Annotated in this window: 18 protein-coding genes and 1 tRNA gene; 8 read left to right on the forward strand and 11 right to left on the reverse strand. The window is 71.4% G+C overall.

The features are described 5' to 3' along the window. Window positions 1-33: 33 nt before the first annotated feature. From BLV96_RS17025 to BLV96_RS17035, 3 genes are all read left to right on the forward strand, one after another. Complete coding sequence (locus BLV96_RS17025) at window positions 34-1,338, forward strand: cytochrome P450 (protein WP_086678730.1); 1,305 nt, start codon at window positions 34-36, stop codon at window positions 1,336-1,338. A gap of 118 nt (window positions 1,339-1,456) precedes the next feature. Further along, a complete protein-coding gene (locus tag BLV96_RS17030) occupies window positions 1,457-2,329 on the forward strand; it encodes an alpha/beta hydrolase (RefSeq protein WP_425266182.1) in 873 nt (290 codons plus the stop codon). Between the two features lie 50 nt (window positions 2,330-2,379). After that, the gene (locus tag BLV96_RS17035; protein WP_086678728.1) at window positions 2,380-3,018 is read left to right on the forward strand and encodes a DUF6308 family protein; all 639 of its coding nucleotides are present in this window, start codon (window positions 2,380-2,382) and stop codon (window positions 3,016-3,018) included. On the opposite strand, the gene BLV96_RS17040 is transcribed toward BLV96_RS17035, so the two are convergent. After that, window positions 3,008-4,210: a cytochrome P450 gene (locus BLV96_RS17040; protein WP_086678727.1), complete on the reverse strand. Its 1,203-nt coding sequence runs from the start codon at window positions 4,208-4,210 to the stop codon at window positions 3,008-3,010. The two genes, BLV96_RS17035 and BLV96_RS17040, sit on opposite strands and share 11 nt — an antisense overlap. Window positions 4,211-4,314: 104 nt before the next feature. Here BLV96_RS17040 and BLV96_RS17045 point away from each other — a divergent pair, with 104 nt between their 5' ends. Continuing rightward, complete coding sequence (locus tag BLV96_RS17045; RefSeq protein WP_086678746.1) at window positions 4,315-7,404, forward strand: AfsR/SARP family transcriptional regulator; 3,090 nt, start codon at window positions 4,315-4,317, stop codon at window positions 7,402-7,404. Here BLV96_RS17045 and BLV96_RS17050 read toward each other — a convergent pair. The 7 genes from BLV96_RS17050 to BLV96_RS17080 form a co-directional block, all read right to left on the reverse strand. Further along, window positions 7,388-8,128, reverse strand: a complete 741-nt coding sequence (locus BLV96_RS17050) for an ABC transporter permease (RefSeq protein WP_086678726.1) — start codon at window positions 8,126-8,128, stop codon at window positions 7,388-7,390. The two genes, BLV96_RS17045 and BLV96_RS17050, sit on opposite strands and share 17 nt — an antisense overlap. After that, complete coding sequence (locus BLV96_RS17055) at window positions 8,125-9,060, reverse strand: ATP-binding cassette domain-containing protein (protein ID WP_086678725.1); 936 nt, start codon at window positions 9,058-9,060, stop codon at window positions 8,125-8,127. The genes BLV96_RS17050 and BLV96_RS17055 overlap by 4 nt, the downstream gene beginning before the upstream one ends. A gap of 471 nt (window positions 9,061-9,531) precedes the next feature. Further along, window positions 9,532-9,604, reverse strand: a tRNA-Ala gene (locus BLV96_RS17060). A gap of 53 nt (window positions 9,605-9,657) precedes the next feature. After that, window positions 9,658-10,485, reverse strand: coding sequence for a divisome protein SepX/GlpR (gene sepX / locus BLV96_RS17065; RefSeq protein ID WP_086678724.1), 828 nt, complete (start codon window positions 10,483-10,485; stop codon window positions 9,658-9,660). A gap of 162 nt (window positions 10,486-10,647) precedes the next feature. Further along, a complete protein-coding gene (locus BLV96_RS17070; RefSeq protein ID WP_086678723.1) occupies window positions 10,648-11,316 on the reverse strand; it encodes a GNAT family N-acetyltransferase in 669 nt (222 codons plus the stop codon). Next, window positions 11,316-12,593: a molybdotransferase-like divisome protein Glp gene (glp, locus tag BLV96_RS17075; protein ID WP_086678722.1), complete on the reverse strand. Its 1,278-nt coding sequence runs from the start codon at window positions 12,591-12,593 to the stop codon at window positions 11,316-11,318. The genes BLV96_RS17070 and glp overlap by 1 nt, the downstream gene beginning before the upstream one ends. Continuing rightward, entirely contained in the window at window positions 12,590-13,495 is a 906-nt protein-coding gene (locus BLV96_RS17080) for a UTP--glucose-1-phosphate uridylyltransferase (protein WP_086678721.1), read from the reverse strand. Before BLV96_RS17080 ends, glp begins: the two co-directional genes overlap by 4 nt. A 24-nt stretch (window positions 13,496-13,519) precedes the next feature. Between BLV96_RS17080 and BLV96_RS17085 the strand changes: the two genes are divergently transcribed. From BLV96_RS17085 to mscL, 4 genes are all read left to right on the forward strand, one after another. Continuing rightward, the gene (locus BLV96_RS17085; protein WP_086678720.1) at window positions 13,520-14,110 is read left to right on the forward strand and encodes a 5-formyltetrahydrofolate cyclo-ligase; all 591 of its coding nucleotides are present in this window, start codon (window positions 13,520-13,522) and stop codon (window positions 14,108-14,110) included. An 86-nt stretch (window positions 14,111-14,196) separates the two neighbouring features. Beyond that, complete coding sequence (locus BLV96_RS17090; RefSeq protein WP_086678719.1) at window positions 14,197-14,496, forward strand: FmdB family zinc ribbon protein; 300 nt, start codon at window positions 14,197-14,199, stop codon at window positions 14,494-14,496. Window positions 14,497-14,627: 131 nt separating this feature from the next. After that, window positions 14,628-15,257 (forward strand): SAF domain-containing protein, encoded by a 630-nt coding sequence (locus BLV96_RS17095; protein ID WP_086678718.1) that lies wholly within the window; start codon window positions 14,628-14,630, stop codon window positions 15,255-15,257. Between the two features lie 30 nt (window positions 15,258-15,287). Continuing rightward, window positions 15,288-15,701: a large-conductance mechanosensitive channel protein MscL gene (gene mscL, locus BLV96_RS17100; protein WP_086678717.1), complete on the forward strand. Its 414-nt coding sequence runs from the start codon at window positions 15,288-15,290 to the stop codon at window positions 15,699-15,701. A gap of 6 nt (window positions 15,702-15,707) precedes the next feature. Here the strand turns inward: mscL and BLV96_RS17105 are convergent, their stop codons facing one another. The 3 genes from BLV96_RS17105 to BLV96_RS17115 form a co-directional block, all read right to left on the reverse strand. After that, window positions 15,708-15,881 carry a hypothetical protein gene (locus BLV96_RS17105; protein ID WP_086678716.1) on the reverse strand — a complete coding sequence of 58 codons (174 nt, stop codon included), beginning with the start codon at window positions 15,879-15,881 and terminating at the stop codon, window positions 15,708-15,710. Between the two features lie 118 nt (window positions 15,882-15,999). Then, window positions 16,000-16,266 (reverse strand): hypothetical protein, encoded by a 267-nt coding sequence (locus BLV96_RS17110; RefSeq protein WP_086678715.1) that lies wholly within the window; start codon window positions 16,264-16,266, stop codon window positions 16,000-16,002. Window positions 16,267-16,339: 73 nt separating this feature from the next. Next, window positions 16,340-16,840, reverse strand: coding sequence for a MogA/MoaB family molybdenum cofactor biosynthesis protein (locus BLV96_RS17115; RefSeq protein ID WP_086678714.1), 501 nt, complete (start codon window positions 16,838-16,840; stop codon window positions 16,340-16,342). Window positions 16,841-16,855 lie beyond the last annotated feature (15 nt).

Below are 16,855 nucleotides of genomic sequence, written 5' to 3' on the forward strand. Positions count from 1 at the left end.
GAAATCCACACAATGGCGTAACGAGGAGTCCGCATGACCGCCCCGGAAGCCCCGGGCCGGTGGCCTTTTCTCGGGCACACTCCGGCACTGCTGCGGCGACGCTTCGCGTTCACCGATTCCCTGCACGAACACGGAGAAATCGTCAAACTCCACCTCGGCCCGATGCCCGCCTACTTCGTCACCAGCCCGCGGCTGGCCCACGAAGTGCTGGTCACGGCGGGCCCGAAGTTCCGCAAGGGCGTCATGTTCGACAAGTTCAAGCCGTTCGTCGGAAATGGCTTGGTGCTTTCGAACGGTGACTTCCACCGCCGGCAGCGACGGCTGATGCAGCCGGCGTTCCACCGCGACCGCTTGGCCGCGTACGCCGAAACCATGCGGCGCGCGGCGACCGAGCTGGGCGACTCGTGGCGGCCCGGCGAAGTGCGTCCGCTCGACGAAGACCTGCAAGGACTCGCGGTGACGATCGTCGGCGAAGCCTTGTTCCACACGGAAATCGGGAAACAGGCGGTCGACGAAGCGCGGCGGTCCATTTACCTGATCATCCAGCAGGGGATGATTCGCGCGTTGTCGCCGAAGTTCGTCGAAAACCTGCCGGTGCCCGGCAACCGGCGGTTCGACGAAGCGATCGAGCGGATGCGGGGAATCGTCGTCGACGTGATCCGCGACTGGCGCACCGAAAGCGTGGACCACGGCGACCTGCTGTCGACGCTCCTGCTGGCCGGCATGACCGACGAGCAGGCCCGCGACGAGGTGCTCACGCTCCTCACCGCCGGCATCGAGACGACCGCGCTCGCGCTGGCGTGGACGTTCCACGAGCTCGGCCGGCACGCGGACGTGGAAGCCCGGGTGCACGCCGAGGTCGACGAGGTGCTGGGCGGGCGTCCGGTCACCGTCGACGACCTGCCGCGGCTGACCTACGTCCGGCAGGTGGTCGACGAGGTCCTGCGCTGCTACCCGCTGTGGATGCTGATGCGCCGGACGCTGGAAGAGGTCGACCTCGGCGGCACGCGGATCCCGGCGGGCGCCGAGGTGATCGTCAGCCCGCACGCCCTGCACCACGACCCCGCGTCGTTCCCCGACCCGGACCGGTTCGACCCCGGCCGCTGGGAGCCGGAGCGGGCGGCGCGGCTGCCCAAGGGCGCGTTCATCCCGTTCGGCGCCGGCAACCGGCAGTGCATCGGGAACCGCTTCGCCCAGAACGAAATCGTCATCACGGTGGCCACGGTGGCCGCGCGCTGGCGGCTGGTCCCGCTCCCGGGCCGGCCGGTGCGCGTCAAGTTCACCTCCGCCGCCTACCCGGACAGCCTGCCGATGACGGCTGTCCCCCGTCACCAGTAGGAGGACTTTCCCCGTGCTACGCCGAATTTGCGCTGTCTTCGTGCTGTTCGCGGCCACGCTGTGCGTGCCCGCCCCGGCTTACGCGACGACGTGCGAAGACCTGTACGTCCCGGTCACGGTGGCCCTCCTGCCGCAGACGATGCACGGCCGCCTGTGCGCTCCGCCCGGGGCGAAGACGGTGGTGGTCCTCGTCCCCGGCGGCACGTACAACGCGTCCTATTGGGACATCGGCTACACGCCGGAGATCCGGTCGTTCCGGCTGGCGACGAACAACGCGGGGATCGCGACGCTCGCGCTCGACCGCCTCGGCACCGGGCAGAGCTCGAAGCCGCTGAGCACGCTGCTGAGCGCGTCGGTCCAGGCGACGGCGGCGCACCAGGTGGTCCAGGCGGTGCGTCCGCGGTTCGCGAAGGTGGTGATCGGCGGCCACTCGATCGGCTCGGCGATGGCGATGATCGAGGCCGGCCGCTACCGCGACGTCGACGGCGTGCTCGTCACCGGGATGACGCACCGGATGAACCTGGTCTCGGTGATCCCCACGCTGGCGCAGATGCACCCGGCCCCGCTGGACCCGGCGACGCCGGGCCGCGACGCGGGCTACCTGACGACCGACCCGGGCACCCGCTACGCGGCGTTTCACACCCCGGGGCCGATCGACGACGCCGCGCTCGCCTACGACGAGTCCACAAAGGACGTTTTCGCGGCGACCGAGGCGGTGGACAGCCTGACGTTGACGACGGTGGTCATCCCGGCGTCGCGCCAGATCACGGCCCCGGTCCTGCTGGTGGTCGGCGACGACCCGAACTTCTGCGGGCTGCTGGGCAGCGACTGCTCGTCACCCGCGGCCCTGCGGGCGTCCGAAGCGCCGTTCTTCGGGACGTCGAACCTGCAGACGTACATCCTCGACGGCTACGGCCACGCGATCAACTACGCCCCGACCGCGCCGCGCTACTTCGGCGTGGTGGGAAACTGGCTGAAAACCCTGCCGTAACGGTAGATCGGACGGGCGCGACCCTCATTCGGCGATGAGGGGAGCCCGCCATGCCCGACTACGCCGACCAACACGGCCTCTTGGACGAATGCGTCCGCGGCGAACACCGCGACGAGTCGTTGACGGCCTTGAGGTACTACTTCGACGGCTGCACGGGCCGCTGGTTCGAGCGCTACGCCGGCGGCGGCGACGAGCCGTCGGTCGCCAACACGGTGACCGAAGCGGACGTCCTGGCGCTCAACTTCCTGAGCATCACCAGCCTGGCGAACGTGGCCATCGACGCGACGATGACGTACGCGCTCCGGATCCGGGAACTGCTGGAGCAGATCCCCCCGGACGTCCCGATGCACGAGGCCCCGTGGTCGACGTACGAGGAGGGGGCGCCGGCGTACCGCCTGTGGGAGCTGTTCAGGCAGTGCGGCGGCAACCACCGCCCGGTGACGGCGTCCAAGCTGCTGGCCCGCAAGCGCCCCCACCTGACCCCGGCGTACGACAGCCAGGTCCGCACGATCCTCAAGGCCCCGGCCAGCCCGTGGCGCTGCCTGTGGAGCTGGTTCGCCACGGACGGGACGAGGGTGCGGGCACTGGAGGAGCTGCGGAAGGAGGCGGGCGGCATCGACGACATCAGCCTGCTGAGATGCCTGGACGTCGTCCTGTGGATGCGCGCCCGCCGCGGGGTCACCAGGTGACCGGCAGCTCGTGCACCCCGTAGATGTTCATGTCGGTCCGCAGCTTCACCTCGTCCGCCGCCACGGCGAGCCGCAAGGTCGGGAACCGCCGGAGCAACCCCTCGAACCCGGCCCGCATCTCGATCCGCGCCAGCTGCTGCCCGAGACACTGGTGGACCCCGTGCCCGAAGGACAGCAACCCCCGGGCGTTGCGCCGGAAGTCCAAGGCATCCGGATCGGAGAACCGCGAAGGGTCCCGGTTGGCGGCCAGCAGCGACACGACCACTGTCGAGCCCTTCAGGATCGTTTCACCCCCAAGCGAAAGGTCCTCCGTCGCGTAGCGGAAGAAGATGTCGGCCACCGACAGGTACCGCAGCAACTCCTCCACCGCCCCGGGCAGCAGCGAAGGCTCCTCTCGCAGCGAAGCGAGCTCAGCCGGGTGCTCCAGCAGCGCGAACGTCCCCAGGGACAGCATGTTGGCCGTCGTCTCGTGGCCGGCGATCAGCAGCAGGAACGCGGCCCCCGTCAGCTCCTCGATCGTCAGGTCCTCGTGCCGGGCCAGGTCGGACAGGATGTCTTCCGTCGGCGCAGAACGCTTCCGGGTGACCAATTCGGACAGATACGTGTTCAGCGCGAGGTACGCGCCCATCTTCTCCTCGAGCGCCTGGTCGCGGACCATGAACTGCGCCGAGTTCGCCTGGAAGTCGCCGCGGTCCTCGTACGGGACGCCGAGCAGTTCGCAGATCACCAGCGACGGCACCGGCAGCGCGAACTCCGCCACCAGGTCGACCGGCGGAGCCAAGCGCGAAAGGTGGTCCAGCTGCTGCTCGACGACCTCGGCGACGCGCTCCTCCAGCTGGTTCATCCGCTTGACGGTGAACGCGCCGGTCAGGCGCTTGCGCAGCCGGCCGTGGTCCGGCGGGTCCATCGCGATGAACATGCCCGGCAGCTGCGGGGACGGCTTGGTCGCGACGGGCATGCCGGGCGTCTCGTACGGCACGTGGACGACGTCGAGGTCCAGCCGCGAGCTGAACCGCGTGTCGGCCATCATCTGGCGCACCGCTTCGTAGCCGGTGACGAGCCAGCCCTCGTGCCCGTCCGGGAAGACCATCGGGCTGACCGGTCGCACCGAGCGCAGCCGGGTGATCTCGCGGGGCGGGTCGAAGGGGCCCGCGTCGCGCTCCATCGGCAGCCCCTGCGGGATGTCGCTCATCGGAGGTCCTTTCGTGGTGGTTGTGCCGACCACCATCGCCGCCGGGCCTGACACGGCGCTGACACGGACCGGCCACCACCGCCGCGCGTGGCATGATCGGCCGGGTGCACATCGGGTTACTGGGGTCCTTCGAAGTCCGCGCGGACGACGGCGTCGTCGCCGACGTCCCGGGCGCCCGCCTGCGCGGACTGCTGATCGCCCTCGCGCTGGAGCCGGGACGGGTGGTCCCGAAGGCGACGCTCGTCGACTGGATCTGGGGCGAGCAGCCGCCGGCCGACGCCGCGAACGCGTTGCAGCGCTTGGTTTCCCGGCTGCGGAAGGTCCTGCCCGAGGGCGCGGTCGAGGGCCGCCCGGCCGGCTACCGGCTGGTGGTAGACCCCGACGCCGTCGACGCCGTGCGGTTCGAACGGCTCGTCGCCCAGGCCGGCGACGACGTCCGGCAGCTGCGGGAAGCGCTGGCCTTGTGGCGCGGCGCGGCCATGCAGGACGTCGGCCTGACCGAAAGCGCCGCGTTCGACGCCGCGGTCACCCGGCTCGAAGGACTCCGGCTGGCCGCCCTCGAGGACCGGTTCGACGCGGAAACCGAGTTCGGCCAGGGCGTCGTCACCGAACTCACCGACCTGGTGGCCGCGCACCCGGCCCGGGAGCGGCTCGTCGGCGCGTTGATGCGCGGCCTGGTCGCGACCGGCCGGGACACCGAGGCCCTGCGCGTCTACGAGCGCACGCGCGAGACGCTGGCCGACGAACTGGGCGTCGACCCGTCGCCGGAGCTGGCCGCACTGCACGTCGCGCTGCTGCGCGGCGAGCTGACCCGGCGCGAAGAGCCCCGCAAGACGAACCTGCGCGCCGAGCTGACCAGTTACGTCGGCAAGGACGACGACGTCGTCGCCGTCCGCGGGCTCGTCACCGGGCACCGGCTCACCACGCTGGTCGGACCGGGCGGCTCGGGCAAGACCCGGCTGGCCACCGAGACGGCCCGCACGCTGCTCGGCGACGTGCCGGACGGCGTCTGGCTGGTGGAGCTCGCGCCGACCGAGGGCGACGTCGCCCAGGCGACGCTCGCCGCGCTCAAGCTGCGCGACGCCCTGCTCGGCGACGCGCCGGAACGCGAACCCACCGACCGCGTCATCGCCGCGCTGCAGGACCGCGACCTGGTGCTGGTCCTGGACAACTGCGAGCACGTCATCGAGTCCGCGGCGGCCTTCGCCCACCGGGTGCTCGGCGAGTGCCGCCGGTTGCGCATCCTCGCGACGAGCCGCGAGCCCCTCGGCATCACCGGCGAGGCGTTGTGGCCGGTCGCCCCGCTCGTCCTGCCGGCCGAGGACGCCGACCCCGCGAAGATCGAGGAAGCGCCGGCCGTCCAGCTGCTGCGCGACCGGGCCGGCGCGGTGCGCAAGGACTTCGTGGCCGACGCCCCGACGCTGGCCCGCGTCTGTCGCGCGCTGGACGGGATGCCGCTGGCCATCGAGCTCGCCGCGGCCCGGCTGCGCACGATGTCGCTCGAGCAGCTCGCCAACCGGCTCGACGACCGGTTCCGCCTGCTGACCGGGGGCAGCCGCACCGCGCTGCCGCGGCACCGCACGCTGCGCGCGGTGATCGACTGGAGCTGGGAACTGCTGTCCGACTCCGAACGCGCCGTGCTGTGCCGGCTCTCGGTGTTCGCCGGCGGGGCGAGCCTGGAGGCGGCCGAGCGGGTCTGCGGGACCGACACCGCCGAGGAGATCCTGACCGCGCTGGCCGAGAAGTCGCTGGTGGTCAGCGAAGGCGACGAAGCGCCGCGCTACCGGATGCTCGGCACGATCAAGGAGTACGCCGAGCAGCGGCTCGCCGAAGCGGGCGACACCGATTCGGCGCGGCAGGCGCACCTCGCGCACTTCACCGAGCTCGCCGAAACCGCGGAGCCCCATCTCAGGCGGGCCGACCAGCTGAAGTGGCTGGCCACCCTCGACGCCGAGCACGACAACATCGCCGCCGCGATGCGCGGTGCGCTGGCCGCGGGCGACGCGCCCGGCGCGATGCGGCTCGCGGCGGGCGCCGGCTGGTACTGGTGGCTCGCCGGGCACAAGTTCGAAGGCAACGAACTGCTGATGGCGGCCACCGCCGTCCCGGGCGAAGTTGCCGACGAGACGCGGGCGACGGTCTACGCGTTCGTCACGGGGTTCCTCACCGCGGGCCGCGAAAGCGACCAGAACCAGGCGGCCGAGTGGATCCACCAGGTGTACGAGATCGCCGCGCGGCTCCCGCACCCGCACCCGGCGGTGTCGCTCGTCGCCGCGCTGGAACGCATGGTGCAGGCGTCGGAGGCGTTCGCGTCCGCGTGGGAACCGCTGATCACCGACGAAGACCCCTGGGTCCGCGCGCTGGCGCGGTTGCAGCTGGGCAAGATGCGGATCCAGCTCGGCCGGGACGGCCAGGACGCGGAGACGTACATCGAGACGGCGCTGGCCGAGTTCCGCGCGCTCGGCGAGCGGTGGGGCACTTCGTTCGCCCAGACGGAGCTGGCCGACCTCATGGCCATGCGCGGCGACTTCGCCGGGGCGTCCGGGCACTACGAAGCCGCGGTCGCGATCGTCGCCGAGGTCGGCGCCGTCGAGGACGTCGTGCGGATGCGGGCGCGGCAGGCCCAGCTGTACTGGCTGGCCGGGGACGAGGAGGCGAGCGCGACCGCCATCGCGGAGGCGCAGCGGTACGCGGAACGGGTCGCGTGGCCGGAGGCGCTGACCGAGCTGGCCCTGTCGAAAGCGGAGCTCGCCCGCTGGAGCGGCGACCCCGCGCAGGCCCGCCGCCAGCTCGACGTCGCGACGGCGATGCTGGGCACGGCGGCCGAGCGGGCCCAGGTCCGCGCGGTGATCCACGACCTGCTCGGCTACCTCGCCGAAGATCCCGCCGAGGCCCGCGAGCACCGGGCCGAGGCGTTGGCGGCGGCGGCCGAGGTGGGCCACCCGCCCCTGACCGCGCAGGTCCTCGTCGGGATCGCGGACCTGGCGCTGCGGCGAGAAGAACACGAGCAGGCCGCGCGGCTGCTGGCGGCGAGCGCCGGCGTGCGCGGCCTGCCGGATCGCTCCCGGCCGGACCTGGCCCGCATCGAGCAGGCCGCGCGAAGCCGCCTCGGTGACGAGGGGTTCACCGAGGCGGCTGCGGAGGGAGCGCGGGCGGACTGGCGGGAGCTCGCCGAGGTCACGCTCGCTTCTTGAACGTCGACCGCGCCCAGAAGTAGCCGGCGAGGGCGATGCCGAGGCACCAGGCGACGGCGGTGATCGCGTAACCGGTGGACGGGGTGCCGTTGAGCAGCCCGCGCACGGTTTCGATGATCGGCGTGAAGGGCTGGTACTCGGCGAACTGCCGCAGGCCCGGGCCCATCTTGTCCGCCGGGGCGATCGCGCTGCTGAAGAACGGCAGCATGACCAGCGGCACGGAGGCCAGCCCCGCCGTCTCCGGCGACTTGGCGAACAGTCCCAACGCGACGGTCAGCCAGCCGGCCGCGAAGGCCAGCAGCACGATCACGCCGAGCACGCCCAGCCAGTCGAGGAAGCTCGCGTTCGGCCGGAAGCCCAGCGCGAAGGCGACCCCGACGAGGGCGGCGATGGCGACCAGGTTCGTCAGGACGCTGGCGACGACGTGCCCGGTCAGCACCGCGCCGCGCGAGACGTCCATGACCTTGAAGCGGTTGATGATGCCCTTGGTCATGTCGGAGTTCACGGACGTGGCGGTCGCGCCGAGGCCGTAGCAGACGGCCAGCAGCATGAGGCCGGGCGTCGCGTAGTCGACGTAGTTCACGCCGACGTCGAACGCGTCCCCGAGCATGTAGACGAACATCAGCATGATCACGATCGGCATCAGGACCGCGTTGAACACCGAGGTCGGGTTCCGGGCGATGTGCTTGAAGTTGCGGCGCAGCATGACGGTCTGGGCGCTCATTTCGCGGAAACCTCCGTGGTGTGGCCCGTCAGGGCGAGGAAGACGTCGTCGAGGTCGGGGGTGTGGACGGAGAACTCTTCGGCGCTGATGGCGTACTCGTCGAGCCGGTCGAGCAGGGTGCGCAGCGACTTCGTGCCGCCGTCGCCCGGAACCCGCAGGCTGAGCGACTCGTCGTCGCGGGTGGATTCGGCAATGACCCGCGCGGCGGCGTCGAGTTCGGCGGCGGAGCCGAACCGCAGGCGCACGTGCGTCCCGGGGATCTGCCGCTTGAGCTCATCGGGAGTGCCCTGGGCGACGAGCCGCCCCCGGTCGAGCACGGCGATCTTGTCGGCGAGCTGGTCGGCTTCGTCGAGGTACTGGGTGGTGAGGAAGATGGTGACCCCGTCGGCGACGAGGTCCTTGACGATGGACCACATGGTCCGCCGGCTGCGCGGGTCGAGGCCGGTGGTGGGCTCGTCGAGGAAGATGATCCGCGGATCCCCGACGAGGGTCATGGCGAGGTCGAGCTTCCGCCGCATGCCCCCGGAGTAGGTGGAGGCGGGCTTCTGCGCGGACTCGGTGAGTTCGAACCGTTCGAGCAGATCCGCGACGACCCCCTTGCCGTTCTTGACGGGGCTGAGATCGACCATGAGCTGCAGGTTTTCCTGCCCGGTGAGCAGTTCGTCGACGGCGGCGAACTGCCCGGTGACCCCGATGGCCTTCCGGACGGCCTTGGCATCGGAGTCGATGTCGTGCCCGGCGACGCGGACGGTCCCGCTGTCGGCTTGGGCGAGCGTGGTGAGGATGTTGACGGTGGTGGTCTTCCCGGCCCCGTTGGGCCCGAGGAGCGAGAAGACGCTGCCCGCGGGAACGTCGAGATCGATGCCGTCGAGGACGACTTTGTCTTGGTAGGCCTTCCGGAGGCCGGAGGCGGTGATCGCCGAAGTGGTCATGGGAGGAACTTTGAGGGTCCGCCCTGACACGAACCTGACCCCGAACTGACACGGCTCCTGTCACGGGCGACGCGGCTCGAAAAGTGACCTCGCGCCGGCAGGATTCCCGCGCATGCCGGGAGGTCGTCCAGCTGTTCCGGCCGGAGCCCGACCGAAAGGCGGTGGCACTGGCCCGCGCGGGTGGTTTGAGCACTCGACGCAGGTGGCTGGCAGCACGGCGAACTCGGCTGTCCAGAGACCAGGTCAGCGCCGCGGCGCCCCCTGCCGGACGGCCGGGTAGTCCTGGCGAGCAGCCGCGACCTCTGGATCCGGCCATGAACGAGTCCATTATGGACACGACCTACCCAAAGTGACCACGGACGGGGGTCCGGGGGCTCGCCCCCCGGCGGGGGTGTGGGGGCTCGGCCCCCACAAGACACCAGCTCCACGCAAAAGGCCCGCGCCCTCCGCGGGCACGGGCCACCTATGCTGTGGAGCTGAGGGGAATCGAACCCCTGACCTTCTCGATGCGAACGAGACGCGCTACCAACTGCGCTACAGCCCCTTGGTTGTGCTCGTAGAGCGTATCAGTGCCCTACGAGCACCCACCACGGGGGGTCACTCCCCGACGGCCCGTCGATAAGGCCCGGTCCCGGGCTCGTCGAGCTCTTCGAACGCCGGGTCCTCGTCGTCCAGATCGACGACCACCGCGCTGCGCCGGACCCGCGAAGTCGGCGACGGACGCCGCTCGACCACCTCGCGCCGGACCGGCTCGACGACGTCCACGTCCTCGGCGTCCTCGACCGGCTCTTCGACCGCCGTGTACGAGTCCTCCGAAACAGCCGGACGCCGAGGTGCGCGCGTGCTGTTGAAGCGGGCCAGCCGGCGCTGCCGGATCTCCTCCTCGATCCGCACCTGGCGGCGCAGGTACACGAGGTACCCGACCAGCACGATGTCGGCGAGCGCGTGGCCCCACCAGACCAGCGGCACGAGGAAGCCCGCGATGCCCGCCGTGGCCACCGCGATCACCAGCAGGATGACGACGACGCGCTGCCGGAAGCTGTACTTCGCCCGCGCCGCGATCTCGGCCGCTTCGGGGTCGAAGCCGCCGCGACCGGGGCGGTAGCCGGCTCGCTCGGCGCGTTCGGCCCGCTCGGCGCGGGACGGCTGCGGCAGCGGCTCGGGGTCGGGCTCCGGTTCGTCGAGGTCGTCTTCGAGTTCGGCCTCGAGCTCCGCGAGGTCGTCCTCGACCGACGGCCGGGACTTCACGGTCTCCTCGGACATGGCGAATTCCTCCCGGTCTTCGTTGCGTCCACTTCGCACGACCCTGGCCGCGAGCGCGGAGTCGGCCGTGCGGGCCACCTGCTGCCGCTTTCGCGCGACCATGGGCACGAGAACGACGAGCCATGCCGCGGCGAGCGCGACGATGATCACCGAGCTGGGCATCTCCCGTCACCTCCCCCGATCCTTCACCTGAAATCACGCTAGTCACAGGAGTAACAGATCGGGCGGAGGCTCGCCGGTTTCGATCACGGAAATGCCTCACCGGATTAGGTGAAACTCACAGCATGTGGTAACGCGCTCACTGCCCCGGGTGGGTAATCACCGTCAGGCGTGGTCGGCGCGCCCCGACGCGACCAGCCGCGACACCAGGCCGCTCCCGGTCTCCTCGCGCGTGATGGCGAAGCAGTAGTGGTCCCGCCAGCCGCCCGCGACGTCGAGGTACCGCTCGAACAGGCCCTCTTGCCGGTACCCCGCCTTGGTGAGAACCCGCAGGCTGGCGACGTTTTCCGGCCGCACGGTGGCCTCCAGCCGGTGCAGCCCGCCGAGCCCGAAGGCATGGTCGGTGACCAGCGCGACGGCGGCCGTCGCGACCCCGCCGCGGACCACCTCCGAAGACACCCAGTAGCCGATCCACGCCGACCTCAGCGACGCCCGGATGACGTTACCCACAGTGATCTGGCCCGCAAGCCGCCCGTCGAGGGTGATCGTGAACGGCAGGCACTGACCACGCCGAGCGAGCGAACGCAACGCGGCCCACTGCGACGGCCACGACCAGAAGGCGTTGCGTTCCGGCCACGGGCCGACGCCGGTCGGCTCCCACATCTCGAGGTGCGCCCGGTCCCGGAGCCGGATCCGGCTCCACTCGCCCGCGTCGCGCAGCCGCACCGGCCGGATCGCGACCACGCCGGCGGGCACCCGCAGCGGCCCGAGCCGGGCCGGCCAGCCCGGGTGCCGGCTCTCGACCGGGTAGGACACGCCCGACACGGAGTTCATCAGGCCCGTTGCGCCAGGAAGGTGACCTGGACCTGCTCGCCCGCGGGGACGTCGGTCAGCTCTTCGGGCACGTTGATCAGGCAGTTCGCCTCGGCCAGCGACGCCAGCAGGTGCGCCCCGGACTGACCGAGCGGCTGGACGAGGTACTCGCCGTTGGCCTCGTCGCGCAGGAGCTGGCCGCGGAGGAACCCGCGCCGCCCCTCGGTCGAGGTGATCGGCGACAGCAGCCGCGCCCCGACGATCCGCCGGTGCGGGTTGCGCGTCCCGCGCGCCGCCCGGATCAGCGGCCGGACCAGCACCTCGAACACGACCAGCGCGCTCATCGGGTTGCCGGGGATCAGGAACGTCGGCACCGAGTCGGGGCCGAGCCTGCCGAACCCCTGCACCGAGCCGGGGTGCATCGCGACGCGCGTCATGTCGATCCGGCCGAGGTCGGACAGCGCGGCGTGGACCTCGTCGCCGGTGGCGCCCCCGGCGCCGCCCGCGACCACGACGATCTCCGACATCAGCAGCCGGCCCTCGACGATCTCCCGCAGCCGCTTCGGGTCGCTCGGCACGATTCCGACCCGGCTGACCTCGGCACCCGCGTCCCGCGCGGCCGCGGCGAGCGCGTAGGAGTTGACGTCGTAGACCTGCCCTACCGACGGCGTCCGGTCGATGTCGACCAGCTCGTCGCCGACCGACACGATCGAGACGCGCGGCCGCGGGTAGACCAGCACCTTCGCCCGGCCGACCGCCGCCAGCAGGCCGACCTGCGCGGAGCCGATCGTGTCGCCGCGGCGCACCGCGACGTCGCCGATCTGGACGTCCTCGCCGGCGCGGCGCACGTACCCCGCCGAGGGCACCGAGCGGTGCACGGTGACCCGGGCCTGGTGCCCGTCGGTGTAGGCGAGCGGCACCACGGCGTCGGCGAGCGTCGGCAGCGGCGCACCGGTGTCGACGCGCACGGCCTGGCCGGGCTGCAGGCGCCGCGGCTGACGCGAACCCGCCGCGATCTCGCCGACGACCGGCAGCTGCACCGGCTCCTCACCCGCGGCGCGAACGTCCACGCTGCGCACCGCGTAACCGTCGACCGCGGCCTGGTCGAAGCCGGGCAGCGCGTGCTCGGCGACGACCTCCTCGGCGCAGAGCAGCCCCTGTGCCTCGGAGATCGCCACGCGCACCGGCTGGGGCCGGACGGCGGCTTCCAAGGTCATCGAGATCTGCGCGTCGACCGAGCGCAGCTCGGCTTCGTCCCCGGCCACTTCCGGCCGCGCCGCGTCGAGGGATTCCGTCATGGGCGATCTGTCCCGATCCGTTCCGTGAGCCACGCCCGTAAAGATGGACCGTACTCGGGCGTTTCAAGCGCGAAATCGACCGCGGCGCGCAGGAAACCACCCGGATTCCCCAGGTCGTGGCGTCCACCGCGGTGGACGACGACGTGCACGGGGTGTCCTTCGGTGATCAGCAGCGCGACCGCGTCGGTCAGCTGCAGCTCGCCGCCGCTGCCCGGCGTGATCCGCTTCAGCGCGTCGAAGATCGCCCGATCGAGCAGGTAGCGCCCGGCCGCGGCGTAGGTCGAGGGCGCGTCCTCCGGCTTCGGCTTCTCGACCATCCCGTGCACGCGCTTGACGTCTTCGTCGTCGGTGTCGCTGACGTCGAAGACGCCGTACGGCGAGATCTCGGCCTTCGGGATGTCGAACGCGCAGAGCACGCTGCCGCCGAACTGCGCCCGGACCGCGCTCATCTTCTCGAGGACGCCGGTGGGCAGCACCAGGTCGTCCGGGAGCAGCACGGCGACGGCCTCGTCGTCCGGGCGCAGGTTCGGCTCGGCCTGCGCGACGGCGTGGCCGAGGCCGAGGGCCTGCTCCTGGATGGCGGTCTCGACGGCGAGGAGGTCGGAGCCGCGGCGGACCTTCTCCAGCAGCGCGTCCTTGCCCTTGGCCTCGAGGTTCTTCTCCAGCTCGGGCTGCTTCTCGAAGTACCGGACGACGGCGTCCTTGCCCGGTGAGGTCACGATGACCAGGCGTTCCGCGCCCGCGGCGGCGGCTTCGGCCGCGACCAGCTCGATCCCCGGCGTGTCCACCACCGGCAGCAGTTCCTTGGGCACGGCCTTCGTCGCCGGGAGGAAGCGTGTCCCCAGGCCGGCGGCCGGCACGATGGCGGTTCTGAACGTCTGGGAGGTTGCGGCGCCCGTCATGGGCGCAAAGCCTAACGTGAGGTCATGCACGCGCTGGGCAATGAGCACCTGAGCAAGGCGGAGTGGCGGGACCGGCTGACGCGCGCGCGGGCGGACCAGACCCCCGAATCGCACGCCCAGGAGGCGTCGGCGCTGGTCAGTGCGGTGTCGAAGGTCACATCCGGCACGGTGTGCGCGTACCTGCCGTTCGGCACCGAACCGGGCACGACGGCGCTCGTCGACGCGCTCGCGGGCGGCGGCGCGCGCGTGCTGCTGCCCGTCATCCTGTCGCGGACCGACCCGCTCGACTGGGCCGAGTACACGGGCGAGGCCGATCTGGTGCCCAGCCGGTTCCGCGGGATCCGCGAGCCGGGCGGGAAACGCCTGGGTAGCGAGGCCGTGGGGGCCGCGGAGATGATCTTGGTACCGGCGCTGGCCGTCGACCGCCGGGGCGTCCGGCTGGGCCGGGGCGCCGGCCACTACGATCGCTCGCTGGTGTTTGCGGCGCCCGGTGCGGCGCTGCTGGCCGTCGTCCGGGACGAGGAGCTGGTCGGACGGCTGCCGGGGGAACCTCACGACGTCCGCATGAGCGCGGCCTTGACGCCCGGTCGAGGCGTGCTCGAGCTGCCGATGTGAGCAACGAGGAATTGCTTTCGGGGAATGCTTTCAAGCACAATTGGGTTGGCACTCTGGTCGGATGAGTGCCAGCAAAGGAGCCGTCAGTGCCTACGTACCAGTACGCCTGCAAAGAATGCGACCACCGGTTCGAAGCCGTGCAGTCGTTCTCGGACCCCAGCCTGACCGTGTGCCCGCAGTGCTCCGGCACCCTGCGCAAGGTGTTCAGCTCGGTCGGCGTGGTCTTCAAGGGCAGCGGGTTCTACCGCACCGATTCGCGCGACTCGAGCAAGTCGAGCACCGCGTCGACCCCGGCGAAGACCGAAACCAAGACGGAGACGAAGTCCGACACGAGCTCGGCATCTTCCTCCTCGGGTACGACGAAGACGACCGCCGCGGCCTCCTGAGGCGCGGAGTTATCCACAACACCCCAGTTGTCCACAGGTGCCGGATCCGGCCCTTCCGGCGGTCGGTCCGGCTTCCCTAACGTCGATCTCGTGCGGCACAGCGCCGCACTCGATCCGGCCGAGGGGGCACCGTGGACGTGCTGGCGAAGTTCGACCTACCTGATCTGACCCGGCTGCGGGGCAGGCGGACGCGGCTGCTGCGCCGCTGGCTCGCCGCCGGCCTGCTGCTGGCCGGCGCGCTGCTGTTCGCGTACCCCGGTTCCGCGCGGGGCGCGCCGACGACCCCGACCGTCGTCGCGGCGCACGACCTTCCTTCCGGCTCGGCCCTGCGCGCTTCCGACGTCCGGCTGGCCGACCTCCCCGATTCCGCACGTCCGGCGGGCGCGTTGAGCACCCCGTCCGCTGTGGACGGCCGGTTGCTGGCGGGCGCCGTCCGCGCCGGCGAACCCCTGACCGACGTCCGGCTGGCGACGGCCCTCCCCGGTGCGGGTGATCCCGCGACGGCGACGGTCCCGGTGCGCCTGGCCGACGCCGGCGTCACGGAGCTGCTGGAGCCCGGCGGGCACGTCGACGTCGTCGCGGCACCCGAACCGGGCCTACCCGCGTCAGTGCTGGCCGCCGGGGCGACGGTGGTGGCAGTCGGGCACCGGGAGCCGTCCGCGGCGAAGGGGCCGCTGGTGCTGCTGCGGCTGCGGGAGGAGGTGGCGACGAGGGTGGCGGCGATTTCACTGGAGCGGCCGGTAACGGTTACTCTCCGCTAGCCCCCACCAGCCCGTTCTCGAGGAGAGCAAGTGTTCAAGGGTTTCAAGGACTTCCTGATGCGCGGCAACGTCGTCGATCTCGCCGTCGCGGTGGTCATCGGCTCGGCGTTCACGGCCATCGTCACGGCGTTCACGAACGGCCTCATCAAGCCGCTGATCAGCACGATCGGTGGTACGGACGCCGCCAAGGGCCTCGGGTACCAGATCTTCGACAACAACGAAGCCACGTTCCTGGACTTCGGCGGCGTGATCAACGCGGCGATCAACTTCGTCCTGGTCGCGGCGGTCGTCTACTTCGTGATCGTGCTGCCGGTGAAGCACGTGCAGGAGCGGCGCAAGCGCGGCCAGGAGCCGGGCCCGTCGGAGCCCACGGACGTCGAGCTGCTCATCGAGATCCGCGACCTGCTGCGCGCCCAGGCCCAGCGCGACAACGGCCGCGACTGAGTGGGCTCAGCGATCGTGGTGCGGCGGCCGGTTCTCCCGGTACCAGTCATCCGGGAGCCCGGTGCGCCGCTCGACGTCCCGCTCGTCGGAGGTCGTCTCGGGCAGGACGTCCCCGAAGATCTCGTCGACCCGCCGGCGCTGGTCACTGGTCGTCTGGGGATCGCGTTCGGGACCGGACATGCCTCAAGTCTCCCACGACACGTTGATTGACAACTCCAGAGCGAACCCCCCACCGCGCCGACACCCCACACCTCATCGCGGTGACCAGCCACCTCGCGACCGCCGTGGCCGGTCCACCTCAACCCGGGCGACGAGCTCGCACCTCGTCCCGCCATCGGCGGATCTGCTCCTCGCTGTGCAAGTACCCGGCGCCCGGCCCATGAGTGAGGTCGATGCCCCCGGGCAAATCGAGCGCCCACAGCTGATCCGCGCCGAGGTCGGCCCGGCCCTCGAAGTCGTCGCTGAGCCATCGCATGGCCCAGCGATCGGCCGCGTCGCGGCTGATCCGCCCGGTGAGGACACCGTCGAACCAGGCCTCGATCTCGCTCAGATCCGGCCCGGTCATCTCGCCTCCAGCGGCCCCGGGCATGCTTCAGGCCGGGGGCGACTCCTCACCCCCGGCCCGGCAAAGCGAAGGATCAGACCTCTTCGAGGCCCGAAAGCTCGTCGATCACGTGCGGCACGAGCGAGGTCAGCGTCGCCATCCCGTCGCGCACCGCGGACCGCGACCCGGCGAGGTTCACCACGAGGGTGCTGCCGGAAACCCCGGCGAGCCCGCGCGAGATCCCCGCGTCCACGGCCCCGGCGGCCAGCCCGGAAGCCCGGATCGCCTCGCTGATGCCCGGGAGCGGCCGGTCGAGCACACCGGAGGTGGCGTCCGGCGTCCGGTCGCGCGGCAGCACACCGGTGCCGCCGACGGTGATCACCAGGTCGGCGCCGCCGATCACGGCGGTGTTGAGCGCGTTGCGGATACCCGCGGTCTCGGCCTCGACGACCACGACACCGTCGACGATGAAGCCCGCTTCTTCGAGCAGCTCCGTGACCAGCGGGCCAGTGGTGTCCTCGTGCTCGCCGTGCGCCACGCGATCGTCCACGATGACCACGAGGGCCCGGCCCAGCCGTTGTGCACTCCGTTCCATGCCGCCACCGTAGTC

It is taken from the genome of Amycolatopsis pretoriensis, assembly GCF_900107925.1.
Classification (GTDB): domain Bacteria; phylum Actinomycetota; class Actinomycetes; order Mycobacteriales; family Pseudonocardiaceae; genus Amycolatopsis; species Amycolatopsis pretoriensis.

What these genes read in the sequence shown, in the direction of transcription:
- BLV96_RS17025 (WP_086678730.1), top strand. Translation starts at nt 34, where the DNA reads ATGACCGCCCCGGAAGCCCCGGGCCGGTGGCCTTTTCTCGGGCACACT.
- BLV96_RS17035 (WP_086678728.1), top strand. Translation starts at nt 2,380, where the DNA reads ATGCCCGACTACGCCGACCAACACGGCCTCTTGGACGAATGCGTCCGC.
- BLV96_RS17040 (WP_086678727.1), bottom strand. Translation starts at nt 4,210, where the DNA reads ATGAGCGACATCCCGCAGGGGCTGCCGATGGAGCGCGACGCGGGCCCC.
- BLV96_RS17050 (WP_086678726.1), bottom strand. Translation starts at nt 8,128, where the DNA reads ATGAGCGCCCAGACCGTCATGCTGCGCCGCAACTTCAAGCACATCGCC.
- BLV96_RS17055 (WP_086678725.1), bottom strand. Translation starts at nt 9,060, where the DNA reads ATGACCACTTCGGCGATCACCGCCTCCGGCCTCCGGAAGGCCTACCAA.
- sepX (WP_086678724.1), bottom strand. Translation starts at nt 10,485, where the DNA reads ATGCCCAGCTCGGTGATCATCGTCGCGCTCGCCGCGGCATGGCTCGTC.
- BLV96_RS17070 (WP_086678723.1), bottom strand. Translation starts at nt 11,316, where the DNA reads ATGAACTCCGTGTCGGGCGTGTCCTACCCGGTCGAGAGCCGGCACCCG.
- glp (WP_086678722.1), bottom strand. Translation starts at nt 12,593, where the DNA reads ATGACGGAATCCCTCGACGCGGCGCGGCCGGAAGTGGCCGGGGACGAA.
- BLV96_RS17080 (WP_086678721.1), bottom strand. Translation starts at nt 13,495, where the DNA reads ATGACGGGCGCCGCAACCTCCCAGACGTTCAGAACCGCCATCGTGCCG.
- BLV96_RS17085 (WP_086678720.1), top strand. Translation starts at nt 13,520, where the DNA reads ATGCACGCGCTGGGCAATGAGCACCTGAGCAAGGCGGAGTGGCGGGAC.
- BLV96_RS17105 (WP_086678716.1), bottom strand. Translation starts at nt 15,881, where the DNA reads ATGTCCGGTCCCGAACGCGATCCCCAGACGACCAGTGACCAGCGCCGG.
- BLV96_RS17110 (WP_086678715.1), bottom strand. Translation starts at nt 16,266, where the DNA reads ATGACCGGGCCGGATCTGAGCGAGATCGAGGCCTGGTTCGACGGTGTC.
- BLV96_RS17115 (WP_086678714.1), bottom strand. Translation starts at nt 16,840, where the DNA reads ATGGAACGGAGTGCACAACGGCTGGGCCGGGCCCTCGTGGTCATCGTG.